This is a genomic window from Flavobacterium shii (assembly GCF_025847235.1).
Classification (GTDB): domain Bacteria; phylum Bacteroidota; class Bacteroidia; order Flavobacteriales; family Flavobacteriaceae; genus Flavobacterium; species Flavobacterium shii.
The window spans coordinates 1-11,969 of record NZ_JAOZEW010000014.1; the positions used below are offsets into that span (position 1 = coordinate 1).

Consider the following 11,969-nt stretch of genomic DNA (forward strand, 5'->3'; position numbering starts at 1 on the left):
TTTCCAAAAACTCCAAAGTCATTTGATTTTGGAGTTTTTTTATTTTATATAATTCATGAAATACATTGTTTATGGGGCATGTTCAAAAGTTGGGGACTAAGCAAAAAGATTAGATAATCTGAATAAGAAAAAATCTAGGATCAACACGAAAACCTGTAGATTTATAATTTAATCGTAGATAATAGGTTAGTCCAAAAAAGAAAATTCTCCATTTCTTGCATCTCAGAACTATAAGAACCTTTGTTTAAGAGCTAATATTAAGCTTATATCCTTTGCCACGAATAACAACAATTTTGATGTCCGGATCATGTTCTAGTTTTTTTCTAAGTTTTGATATGAACATATCCAGACTACGGCCCACAATAACACCTTCATCTTCCCATATCTCTTTTTGCAGTCGGTTTCTTTCTATGATCTCATTAGGAGACAATGCAAAAATGAGCAATACACGGTTTTCCGTTGCCGTCAGGTCTATTGTCTTCTCATTCATAATAAGCTTCCGACTTTTCGCATCGAACAACACTGAACCCAAAGTAAATATATTAGTATCTTGACTGTCAGGAAAATCTTTTCGTGGCTTAACAGATCTCAAAAAAACAAATCCAACAAATGCTAAAAATGACAGACCACCAAGAAGATATCCATTTTTTGCTGTAGCTATCCCTGTTGGTTTAAATTTAATGTTAATCATGTAACATGCTCTGGGCTGCTTTCTCCCTATACAGGCTACAATATCATCTTGCTTGTTTTTTGAAATAGCATATCCATAAGCTACACTGCCATTGCCACAGTTCAGAACGTTAACTATATAATTACTGGCAAAGGGCGTTTTGTCTAAAAAACGTCTGGTAATACTTATTAGGGAATCAGGTTGAAAAGTAAGTTCATTTTCAAAACTAATTTGGTATTCATTTTCGGCGATCTTTTTTACCGGAAGTACTCTTGATGTGCTGTCGCCCGACTGCAAAAGTAGTTCATGTCCGATCCTGCGGAGTAAAACTTCCCTTCTGGAGATATCAAAATCATTATCATCCTCCATATTGAAAGCCACACAGATTACAGAGATAAACAGAAATACTATCAATGTAAACAGGTATCCGCGTTTTCCGGACAGAAGTTTTTGGCTATCAAGCATAGTGTCAATACTTTATTTACAAAGTTTACATTTTTATTTACAATTCATATCTATCAAACAGAAAAATATCAAAGTAATTTTGTTTCAACAACTTTAATAAGGATGTGAAAAATAAAAAGAATGTTTTACATGACCAAGATTTATCATGAGATAGATCTGTTTTAATTAAACCTAAAAAAAAATATGAAAAAAATCATTTATGCGCTGATCTTAGCGCTGGTTGTAGTAAGTGGACTAGTGTTTGCAAATTGCGAAATTAAAAATGAAACTACCAAAAAACTACTCTCTGCTGATGAAAAAAAAACAGAATTAAAGAAATGGGAAGCTACCCCTGATGGTATAAAGGTCAAAAAGTGGAAAATGTCTCCCAAAGGTAAAAAAGTTCTTATCGATGCTGCTAAAATAAGCAAGCATATAACTGCCTTTACCGATTTAGAGGCTGTTATAACCTGCCTTTCTCTTCCGCCAGGATCATTACTAGGTTACGGAGTAATGGCCAGAATTAATGGCGAAGATTATATTCTTACATTTGAGCCAGAAGAGTCTCAACTTAAGCAATTGAACAGCCTGAAAGTTAACGACAAAATAATTTTAAAAAGCCAAAGTGTATCGTACGCGCCAAAGTATTCATATCCAATAGTATCGGTCGACTATGTACAACGAGGTAGTAAAGTAATTTATAAACGTGCCCCTCGCAAAGGCGGCTGCTAAGTAATAAATTAAAAATAGATTCACATAAAAGCATTAGGGATATGCAACAGTCGTTTTTAATGCTACTCTTATTCTAAAATTTTATATTTTCGAAAAACGTCAAAATTGGCATCAAGTGTTCGATTACTATCCCTGACACTCCACAAAAAGACAAACAACGCCATTGGATTCCAGTGGCGTTGTTTCTTTGTTTACACACTTCAAAAATTGTTTTACAAAATTTTATAATCTTAAAAGAGTAAAACTATTCTAGAACCGAAGTTTGTTTTTTATAACTTTGTAAAATGCAAAACAAAATAACACGCTCGGTTTCAGAATTCAATACTGAATTAAAACTAAAAGGCTTTAATGTTTTTCAAATAGAAAGTGATGGTAATGCAACGCGCAATTACAGCCGCAAAGATTTTTATAAAATCTGTTTGACTACCGGGAAAAGCATTATTCACTACGCCGATAAAAGTTTTAATGCCGAAGGAACTGTTTTGTTTTTTGGGAATCCGCATATTCCATATTCCTGGGAAACTATTTCAACAAGTTATGTAGGTTATACTTGTTTATTTTCTGAGGAATTTTTAAAACCTGACCGTTCCGAAAGTTTACAGCATTCTTCATTATTTAAGATTGGAGGAACTCCGATATTAAATATAACCGAAGAACAAAGGAATTTTTTGAATACACTCTTCCAAAAAATGATCACGGAACAGCAAACAGATTATGCCTATAAAGATGATCTGATCCGAAACTACATTAATTTAATAATTCATGAAGCATTAAAAATGCAGCCTTCTGAAAATTATACCAACACTAATAATGCTCAATCCAGAATTGCATCTGTTTTTTTAGAATTATTGGAAAGACAATTTCCTATTGAAACCAGTGAACGACCACTCGAATTAAAAACAGCACAAGATTATTCAAAGGCGTTATCATTGCATGTTAATTATTTAAATCGTGCAGTGAAAGCTGTTACAGGAAAATCAACTACAACTCATATTTCTGAGCGCATTATCGGCGAAGCAAAAGCACTTTTACAACATACTAACTGGAACATTGCAGAAATAGCTTATGCACTTGGCTTTGAATATCCATCTTACTTCAATAACTTTTTTAAGAAGAATACAGGAACAAATCCCAAAAATTTTCGTTTAGATCTAGTTTGAAATTCTTAACTATCGGTTTGATTCGTTTTACTGCATAAATTTAGTTCCCCTGTAATTTTGTATTCATAATAAATGCAAATAAATATGGAAACTATATCAATTTTTACAAGAGATAAATCTGGGGAAACAATTCAGCTTGATGATCCAGAATACCCCCAATTATTTCAGATTATTCAAAAGGCTATTCGCGCTACTGCAAAGCTCAATACGCTTGTAACAGATGATATACAGGAAATCAATGCTATTTTTAGCGAATTAATTGGCACAAAAGTAGATGATAGCTTTTTTATAATTCCACCTTTCTATTCTGATTTTGGAGAAAATATTACCATTGGAAAAAATGTATTTGTAAATCACGCCTGTACTTTTATGGATAGGGGCGGTATTATGATTGAAGATAATGTTCTTATTGGTCCAAAAGTAAATATTATAACAACCAATCATCCCATTAATCCTTCTGAAAGAAGAGCGACAATTTCTCAACCAATAATCATAAAAAAGGGAGCTTGGATAGGAGTAGGAGCTACAATACTTCCGGGCGTTACAATAGGTGTAAATTCTATAGTTGCAGCAGGCGCTGTAGTTTCTAAAGATGTTCCCGACAATACTATTGTAGGTGGTATCCCTGCTAAGATCATCAAATCTATTTCCGAAAATTATTAACAATATTCAAACAAATAAAATGAAAAGAATTTCAATTTTAATAATTATATCTCTTATGCTGTATGGGCAAACTTACGCACAAAAGAGTCAAAAAGATCAAACAAAAATGAAACAGATCGCAGCAACAGAATTTACAACTTTTAAAGTAAGTGACAATGTTACAATGTACGAGGTTACTTTTAAAAATCAATATAAATTAGAGATTGCAGGACATCTTTTTATTTCAAAAAAAATTAATCAAAATATAAAAAATCCTGCAATTATTGTTGGACATCCAATGGGAGCTGTAAAGGAACAAAGTGCGGATGTATATGCCGTAAATATGGCAGAACGAGGATTTATAACTTTAGCTATTGATTTGTCTTTTTGGGGAGAAAGCGCAGGTGAGCCTCGTAACGCTGTTCTTCCAGATATGTACGCTGAAGATTTTAGCGCTGCAGTCGATTTTTTAGGAACACGTCAGTTTATTGACAGAGACAATATTGGCATAATTGGAGTTTGTGGCAGTGGCAGTTTTGTTATAAGTGCCGCTAAGATTGATCCAAGATTAAAAGCCATTGCAACGGTGAGTATGTATGATATGGGATCGGCGAATCGTAATGCATTGAATCATTCGCAGACACTTGAAGAGAGAAAGAAAATTATAGCTGAAGCAGCTCAGCAACGTTATGTAGAATTTAATGGAGGTGAAACAAAATACACAAGCGGAACCGTACATAAACTAGATGAAAATACGCATCCTATACAACGCGAATTTTACGATTTCTATCGTACACCAAGAGGAGAATATACTCCTAAAAATGGATCGCCAGAAACTACAACTCATCCAACTTTGAGCAGTAATATTAAGTTTATGAATTTTTATCCATTTAATGATATAGAGACCATTTCGCCTCGCCCGTTGCTTTTTATCACTGGAGATAAAGCCCACTCAAAAGAATTTAGTGAAGACGCTTATAAGCGAGCAGCTGAACCAAAAGAATTATATTATGTTCCAGATGCAGGTCATGTAGATCTTTATGATAAAACCGAATTAATTCCGTTTGACAAATTGGAAAGCTTTTTTACAAAATATTTAAAAGGATAACTACATTTTAAGCTTGTAATATTCTAAAAATTAACATTATGAAACAGAAAATTTTAATGCTTATTTTGGTGTTTTCTTTTTTTAAAGTTTTTTCATGCTGCAGTAAAGAACAAGAGCAACGTGTTACGGATTCTATAAATAACGAAAACACTACTGATAACGAAATGACGAATAGTAAAATAAGAATTAAGATTGATTCAAAAGTTTTTAACGCTACACTTTCAAATAACGCTACAGCTGCTGCTTTTAAAGCAATGTTGCCCATGACGGTTAATATGACAGAGCTTAACGGAAATGAAAAATACTTCAATCTATCCAATAATTTACCTGTTAATGCCTCTAATCTATCAAATATTCAAAATGGAGATTTGATGATGTATGGCAGTAATACGCTGGTTCTTTTTTACAAATCTTTTGCGACAGCCTACAGTTACACTAATCTTGGGCGTATTAATGACACAACTGGCTTAACCGATGCACTTGGTACTGGAAATGTAGAAATTACCTTTGAATTTCAATAAGAAAATTTCTTTCTTAGCCAGATGAACGGTTTCATTATAAAAGATTTCAGTTATATCTTAAAGTCCATTATTAACAATAATATTAGACCGAAAGTATTTCTAAATTTTGTAAAAAATGGTTCGTAAATAGGTTCGTAAGGACCATCCAGAAACTTCATTAGAAAAATAATGAAGTTTTTTTTCAAACATATTTGAGATCAATATGAAAACGGAGGAGCAGTTTTAAAACAGTGAACTTAAAAAAAGTAAATTCGGCTTACAGCCGCTAAAGACACAATAGACCTTTTAGCCTTTACCTTGTTGCGTCCTAATTCCCATTCCTTTAACTACTTAAAATGAAATACCGTATAAATACGCATGTTTTATAGCTAAAATAATCCTTAATTTGAGGTTATAAATTATAAAAACAGTCCTAATGGAAACCAAACCAAAAATCAGTATCGATTCGCACGATTTAGACATGGTTGCGTTTAATTCAAACCAAAAGACAAGGGCTAGAAATGCTGTGTTAGGAGTTGATGCAGCCATGCAGGAAAACTATTCAGCTTTAAAATCAGAATTAATTGGGCATTTAAGTCCAGTGATTGTAGTGCAAAACGATGGACAGGGAGGGACTTTTACTTTAGTGTATCAAGGTACACAGGAAACTGTTCAGCCTGTACCCCAGCTGTTTCAATTGGTTAAATCAGTTAGCCATACGCCTCTTGGAATTTATGTTATTATTGCACCTTATTTAAAGCAACCCCATATAAAAGATTGGGTTAAACCTTTGGAAAAGTTCAAAGAGACGCTTCAAGAAGCCCAGAAAAATTTACCCGATGCCCAATTGCCACAGCTTGCATTAGCATCTTGTACAAAAGTACTGGATGGCGGCATTCAATTTATAAACGATTCTGTAAAAGCAGACTCCTTTAGTATTGAAAGTTTTCAGACATTTACAGCTAGTGTCCAGGGAGACATTCAAACCAACATGAGTTATGCTGCCAAGGCACAGGTCGATGGAGTAGAAGGGCTGTTGGAACGCTGGCGCAAAAAACTAGGTTCGGAACAATGGAAAAAAACTTACGCCATTGTTTTAGCTATTTGGACTACTGAAAACTTGAATCAGAATTGGCTAATATTGCGTCATATGATGGACCCTAAAACGGTAGATGCGCATTTGATTACCATAGGAATAGCCAGTTTTTCCGAAAACACAGTGGCTGTTGCTTTAGACAACTTGGCTCGTATTGTTCAGGATAATGTTGCAGCCGCTATGGTTTTTCCCAAGGATTCTGTACTTGCGGATTCTTTAAAAGGACCTCAGGATCTGCTTTCTACAGCGATTGAGAAAATTATTGGCTGTCCACATGCTGCTAAAATGCTAAAATAAAGTGTTACTAATTTTATCTGTTTATGCTGGTTAACTCAAATCTCAACCGCTTCTTGTTACCAAATGTATCACAAAGCGAGGCCGTGAAAGATTCTGTCATATAGGACTGTGCCGCGTAATATAATCGGAACTGTTCCACAAACTAACGCACCCGTTTCATACAGATACCTAATTATATCTAATAAAAAGGTAATTTTGCAGTATGAAGAACTTCAAAGACTTTAAATCATTTAATAACCACATTGGGTTACAAGAACCTTTGGATGAAGATATTGATGTTGGATATTACGATCCTTCTAATATGCTTTTAAAGTCGGATCCTGTAATAGTCGATTTTTATCGTATTTCTTTTAAAATTAATTTTATTGATAAATCGGCTGATGATGGTAAACCTATAACTGCTGTTTTCTTCAATAGTCCAAATCGAGCCAATGGTTGGGATGTTGAGCCTAGTTACACAGGAATGTACCTTCAGCTTTCAAAAAAAATAATAGAAAAGAATCGTTTCTTATTTAAAAATTATCTTGATTACGGCGAACATGAAGCATTATATTTAACTGAAAATGAAATTCAGGAAATTAAAATTATTTTTGATTTAATGTTCAAATACTACCAAGAAAATCAGATAAACTATGAGGTATTAATTTCGTATGTTCATGTTTTAATTTCACTGGTAGAAGCTTTTTACAAAAGACAATTCTCAACACATCCTAAAGAATACAATCATATTCTATCAGATTTCCAGCAACTCTTAAACGAATACTATAACCAGCCTGTAAGTCAGATTCCTTCGGTACAATATTTTGCTGATAAACTGGATTTAACTCCAAATTATTTAGGAGATATCATTAAGCATTTTACTCAAAAATCTGCCATTGAAAACATACACGAAGTGGTCATTAAAAGAGCAACAACATTGTTAAAAGAAAATAGCACTCTCAATAACGCTGATGTAGCTTATGAACTTGGTTTTGACTACCCAAATTACTTTGCTAAGTTTTTTAAAAAAAATCTTGGTTTGACTCCGAAACAATACCGATCTGAAGTTTTAAAAAGACAAAAACAATAGACAAACACCATAACAAGGTGCTTTTTTTGTATCAGTAAAATGCTTCCTTTTTAGGAGTAGTCTGTATCCTTTGCATAGATGGCTTATTTATAATTTTGCATCGTAACCTTTATACTATCGTGTAAAATCGAGAAATAAAAAAACGATACAGATATGAAAGAAATCAATTCACGAAGAAATTTTATTCAGCAAACCGCTCTTGCCGGAACTGGAATTATCTTGGCACCCTTGCTATGGAGCGCCACATCAGATCCAATAATAAATAATCCTGATGTAAAATTCAATAAAAAAGAATCCAATATGAAAACAAGAAATTTAGGAAACCTTAAAGTTTCAGCATTAGGAGCAGGGTGTATGAGTATTAGTGCCAACTATGGTCCATCTGCTAACAAAAAAGAAGGTATTCGCGTTATCAGAGAATCATATGAAAAAGGAGTTTCATTCTTTGATACTGCCGAAGTCTACGGACCGTATATTAATGAAGAACTTGTTGGAGAAGCACTTGCTCCATTCCGTAATGAAATTAGTATTGCTAGTAAATTTGGATTTAATATTGAAGCAGGTGGTTCAAATAGCAGACCAGAACATATTAAAAAAGTAGTTGAGGAATCACTTAAACGTCTTAAAACTGACCGAATAGACCTTTATTATCAGCACCGTGTCGATCCAAATGTACCAATTGAAGATGTTGCAGGAGCAATTAAAGATCTTATCAACGAGGGAAAGGTACTTCATTTTGGCCTTTCTGAAGCAAGTGCAAAAACGATACAAAGAGCACATCTTATTCAACCTGTCACAGCTGTTCAAAGTGAATATTCTGTTATGGAAAGAAGTCCCGAACGCAATGGCGTTTTAGCAACCTGTGAAGAACTAGGTATTGGATTTGTTCCTTGGGGTCCAGTTGGAATGGGATATTTAACAGGTAAAATTAATAGTAATACGAAATTTGACCCTAAAAATGATCTTCGATCGGGGTTTGATCGTTTTTCTGCCGAAAACATCAAAGCAAATATGCCTGTTATCGATTTACTTAAGAAAGTTGCTAAAGAGAAAAATGCAACTCCTGCCCAAATTTCGTTAGCTTGGCTTTTGGCACAAAAAACATTTATAGTTCCTATTCCAGGTACTCGTAATATGGATCACCTAAACGAGAATTTAGCATCACTAAATATTGAATTAACAGTTTCGGACCTTAGCCGTATAAATACTGCATTGTCTAAAATTGAAATTTATGGAGGACGCATGAACGAAATGCAAATGAAAATAGTAGAATAAAAAGAGAAAATTTAATTAAATATTGATTTTTAAAAATAAACATAATGAAAAAAGTATTATTGATAGACGCACATTTAACTTATCCTAATTGGACAGAAGGAACCCTTAACAACTCATTTCTTCAAAAAGCCAAAGATTTTTTCAGTTCGGAGAACTACGAAATTTTAGTAACTAAAATTGAATCTGGTTACAATCCAGATGAGGAAGTAGCAAAACATTTACTTGCCGATATTGTAATTTTACAAATGCCAGTAAACTGGTTTGGCGCACCTTGGATATACAAAAAATATGTTGATGAAGTTTTTAATAGCGGATTACATAGTCAAAAATTTCTTTCCGGAGACGGAAGAACAAGAGAAGATGTTAGCAAGCAATACGGGTCGGGAGGAAAAATGCAGGGGAAAAAATTCATGATCTGCGCAACTTGGAATGCCCCAAAAGAAGCTTTTAATAATCCGAATCAACAATTATTAAGAGGTAAAGATACATCAGATCTATTTTTAAATATAAGTTCAAATTACCGTTTTTGTGGTTATGATATCGCTGAGGGGTATAATTGTTTTGATATTTTTAAAAGTGCCAATATTGAATCCGATTTAGAAAATTATCCAGCACATCTTAAAAATGTGATTGAAAATTAAAAAAATGAAAGTATAGCTAATACAGAGGTAGCTTCTTTAATGCATTTTTTTCAAAGATTCTCAGTTGTTTGACATTTTTACAAGACAGATTTTAAATCCGAGCGATCGAATTGTAATTTTTTGTTTCAACAAAAAATATCATAGCAAAAATAAATTATATTTACGCAAATAATGAGATTCGTACGTTTTTAAACAAACCAACGGCGTATACCATTTAAGTGAAATTTTCCAAAAAACCAACAAATAGAAATTTAACCATGAGACATTTTAAAATTGTATTGCTTTTACTCTTATTTAGCATTAATAGTTTCGGACAAACCAAATCTTTAACAAATTATAATTCCATTGCCGATAGTTTGTACAAAGCAAAAAACTACAACCTAGCTACAAATTTATATATAAAAGCATCACAGTATGCTGATTTCCCTAGTAGGAAAGCAGGTGCTTTATATAATGCAGCTTGTTGTTTGGCCCTTCAAAATAAAAAAGACAGTGCTTTCATTTTCGTAAACAAAGCCGTAGATTTTGGTTATAATGATAAAGACAATATTACAAACGACACCGATTTTAATTCTCTTCACGGAAATAGTGAATGGGATAATTTAATAAAAAGGTTTAAAGAAGAAAAAACAAAATCGGTAAATGACAATCCTGCAAAAGTTACTTTTTTTACAGAAGATATTCATAGGTTTTGGAAAGCATACGATTTAGCCAATAAAGATTCGATTCATTATAAAGAAATTTTTAAAACTTATTACTTTGACAAAGCGAGCATTGGAATGAATGATTATTTTGGCAGTAAAGTTGGTAGTATTGATGAGTTTATTAAGCATATAAAATCAGCACCTAAGTTTTACCATTCTATCAAAAAAAACACTTTAAAAGTTGATGACTATAAAAAGGATTTTAGAAAATCATTTCAAAACTTAAAAGATATCTATCCTGCTGCCAAATTTCCTGACATTTATTTTGTCATTGGCGCTTTTACAAGTGGCGGAACCGTTTCAAAAAACGGCTTATTAATTGGACTGAATCAAGCAAGTGAAAGTGATGAAACACCAACAGATGAACTAAGCGAAAGACAAAAAACGAGATTAAGCAAAATTAAATATTTACCTAATTTACTTGCACATGAACTGATACATTTTCAACAAAAAACAAAGAGAGACACCATTACTTTAGGTTATGTAATAATTGAAGGAATGGGTGATTTTATCGGTGAGTTGATAAGTGGAAGTACCGCAAATCCAGATTTGATGAATTGGGCACAAGGAAAAGAAAAGGTAATTTGGGAAAAATTCACAAAAGATATGTATTTTAATAGATACAATAATTGGATTGCAAATTCAAAACAATCTTCAGCAGATAATCCACCTGACCAAGGTTATTGGATTGGTTATGAAATTTGCAAAGCGTATTACGAAAATGCAAAAGACAAAAAGAAAGCCATTTCTGAAATGCTAAATATTCAAGATTATAGAAAATTTTTAGCCGAAAGCGGTTGGGAGGAGAAACTAAGCAGGATGAAATAAACACAACATTTTAGCAGATAAATTAAGCTCGTTTAATTCTTTTTAAGCGAGCTTAATTTTTATTAAAATATTATTTCTTAGATTTTTGTACTATAATTTGATTTTTTTTCTGCCAATAGGAGAGAAGCAACAATAGCACGGTAATGGTTTACATGCCTGTAAAGAATGTCATTTTTATTTTGAACCAATTTTCATAAGTTCGGCATATATATTATTTAAAAAATTTTGCTGATCTGCATTGTCCTTAAAATAGCGCTGATAGAGTACACTACAACTCTCAACATCTGAAATGTTTTTTGTGTTAAAAGACCAATCATCAGTATTTTGCACTGTAATTCCTAAATCATTACTGCAACTTTGCCACAAGTCAGAGAATTTAGTTTTTTTATCATTACTTAATTTATCAAAGTTTGCATAAACTGTAAAACCATGCATTTCCGAATTAAAAAATTTATTAATCGAAGTTACGGGAACACCACCCCAATCTATTGTTTGATTAATTGGAAGTTCTAGTGTAATGAGTTTTTCCTCACTTAGCATTTTATCTTGTTTCCCTTTTTTAAAAAAGGACTCTTCATAAGATAACTTTGTCCCCGCCGGAACCAATATCTTTTTAACAACCAATGGTTCTGTAGTGATAAAGTAAGGATAATTTGGCGTAGAATTTCCACCTGTAGGATTCATATTTCCAATACAACCAGTTAAAAAGAGTAAGCCAAATAAAGAATAATAAGGTTTGAAAAATTTCATAAGCGTTATATTTGTTATTCTTGCTTAACGAAAATAAGAATAAAAACACTAAT

General features: G+C 32.8%; 12 protein-coding genes. 10 read left to right on the forward strand and 2 right to left on the reverse strand.

Features of this window, described 5'->3' with window-relative positions; all coding sequences use genetic code 11:
• Positions 1–244: 244 nt before the first annotated feature.
• Positions 245–1,135, reverse strand: coding sequence for a winged helix-turn-helix domain-containing protein (locus OIU83_RS13475; protein WP_264206786.1), 891 nt, complete (start codon positions 1,133–1,135; stop codon positions 245–247).
• A 183-nt stretch (positions 1,136–1,318) separates the two neighbouring features.
• Between OIU83_RS13475 and OIU83_RS13480 the strand changes: the two genes are divergently transcribed.
• The 10 genes from OIU83_RS13480 to OIU83_RS13525 all read left to right on the forward strand — a co-directional run bounded on the left by OIU83_RS13480 (position 1,319) and on the right by OIU83_RS13525 (position 11,166).
• Entirely contained in the window at positions 1,319–1,846 is a 528-nt protein-coding gene (locus tag OIU83_RS13480; RefSeq protein WP_264206787.1) for a hypothetical protein, read from the forward strand.
• A gap of 284 nt (positions 1,847–2,130) precedes the next feature.
• Complete coding sequence (locus OIU83_RS13485) at positions 2,131–3,006, forward strand: helix-turn-helix domain-containing protein (RefSeq protein ID WP_264206788.1); 876 nt, start codon at positions 2,131–2,133, stop codon at positions 3,004–3,006.
• An 84-nt stretch (positions 3,007–3,090) separates the two neighbouring features.
• Positions 3,091–3,669: a sugar O-acetyltransferase gene (locus tag OIU83_RS13490; protein WP_264206789.1), complete on the forward strand. Its 579-nt coding sequence runs from the start codon at positions 3,091–3,093 to the stop codon at positions 3,667–3,669.
• 106 nt (positions 3,670–3,775) lie between these two features.
• Positions 3,776–4,756, forward strand: coding sequence for an alpha/beta hydrolase (locus tag OIU83_RS13495; protein ID WP_264206790.1), 981 nt, complete (start codon positions 3,776–3,778; stop codon positions 4,754–4,756).
• 38 nt (positions 4,757–4,794) lie between these two features.
• Positions 4,795–5,277 (forward strand): cyclophilin-like fold protein, encoded by a 483-nt coding sequence (locus tag OIU83_RS13500; RefSeq protein WP_264206791.1) that lies wholly within the window; start codon positions 4,795–4,797, stop codon positions 5,275–5,277.
• A gap of 415 nt (positions 5,278–5,692) precedes the next feature.
• Positions 5,693–6,649: a hypothetical protein gene (locus OIU83_RS13505; protein ID WP_264206792.1), complete on the forward strand. Its 957-nt coding sequence runs from the start codon at positions 5,693–5,695 to the stop codon at positions 6,647–6,649.
• A gap of 202 nt (positions 6,650–6,851) precedes the next feature.
• On the forward strand, positions 6,852–7,718 hold the full coding sequence (locus OIU83_RS13510) for a helix-turn-helix domain-containing protein (protein ID WP_264206793.1): 867 nt from the start codon (positions 6,852–6,854) through the stop codon (positions 7,716–7,718).
• Between the two features lie 153 nt (positions 7,719–7,871).
• Complete coding sequence (locus OIU83_RS13515; RefSeq protein ID WP_319005355.1) at positions 7,872–8,993, forward strand: aldo/keto reductase; 1,122 nt, start codon at positions 7,872–7,874, stop codon at positions 8,991–8,993.
• A gap of 44 nt (positions 8,994–9,037) precedes the next feature.
• On the forward strand, positions 9,038–9,634 hold the full coding sequence (locus tag OIU83_RS13520; RefSeq protein ID WP_264206794.1) for an NAD(P)H-dependent oxidoreductase: 597 nt from the start codon (positions 9,038–9,040) through the stop codon (positions 9,632–9,634).
• A gap of 257 nt (positions 9,635–9,891) precedes the next feature.
• Complete coding sequence (locus tag OIU83_RS13525; protein ID WP_264206795.1) at positions 9,892–11,166, forward strand: DUF2268 domain-containing protein; 1,275 nt, start codon at positions 9,892–9,894, stop codon at positions 11,164–11,166.
• 174 nt (positions 11,167–11,340) lie between these two features.
• On the opposite strand, the gene OIU83_RS13530 is transcribed toward OIU83_RS13525, so the two are convergent.
• On the reverse strand, positions 11,341–11,916 hold the full coding sequence (locus OIU83_RS13530; protein ID WP_264206796.1) for a hypothetical protein: 576 nt from the start codon (positions 11,914–11,916) through the stop codon (positions 11,341–11,343).
• Positions 11,917–11,969 lie beyond the last annotated feature (53 nt).

What these genes read in the sequence shown, in the direction of transcription:
- OIU83_RS13485 (WP_264206788.1), top strand. Translation starts at nt 2,131, where the DNA reads ATGCAAAACAAAATAACACGCTCGGTTTCAGAATTCAATACTGAATTA.
- OIU83_RS13510 (WP_264206793.1), top strand. Translation starts at nt 6,852, where the DNA reads ATGAAGAACTTCAAAGACTTTAAATCATTTAATAACCACATTGGGTTA.
- OIU83_RS13530 (WP_264206796.1), bottom strand. Translation starts at nt 11,916, where the DNA reads ATGAAATTTTTCAAACCTTATTATTCTTTATTTGGCTTACTCTTTTTA.
- OIU83_RS13520 (WP_264206794.1), top strand. Translation starts at nt 9,038, where the DNA reads ATGAAAAAAGTATTATTGATAGACGCACATTTAACTTATCCTAATTGG.
- OIU83_RS13490 (WP_264206789.1), top strand. Translation starts at nt 3,091, where the DNA reads ATGGAAACTATATCAATTTTTACAAGAGATAAATCTGGGGAAACAATT.
- OIU83_RS13515 (WP_319005355.1), top strand. Translation starts at nt 7,872, where the DNA reads ATGAAAGAAATCAATTCACGAAGAAATTTTATTCAGCAAACCGCTCTT.
- OIU83_RS13525 (WP_264206795.1), top strand. Translation starts at nt 9,892, where the DNA reads ATGAGACATTTTAAAATTGTATTGCTTTTACTCTTATTTAGCATTAAT.
- OIU83_RS13505 (WP_264206792.1), top strand. Translation starts at nt 5,693, where the DNA reads ATGGAAACCAAACCAAAAATCAGTATCGATTCGCACGATTTAGACATG.
- OIU83_RS13480 (WP_264206787.1), top strand. Translation starts at nt 1,319, where the DNA reads ATGAAAAAAATCATTTATGCGCTGATCTTAGCGCTGGTTGTAGTAAGT.
- OIU83_RS13495 (WP_264206790.1), top strand. Translation starts at nt 3,776, where the DNA reads ATGAAACAGATCGCAGCAACAGAATTTACAACTTTTAAAGTAAGTGAC.
- OIU83_RS13475 (WP_264206786.1), bottom strand. Translation starts at nt 1,135, where the DNA reads ATGCTTGATAGCCAAAAACTTCTGTCCGGAAAACGCGGATACCTGTTT.
- OIU83_RS13500 (WP_264206791.1), top strand. Translation starts at nt 4,795, where the DNA reads ATGAAACAGAAAATTTTAATGCTTATTTTGGTGTTTTCTTTTTTTAAA.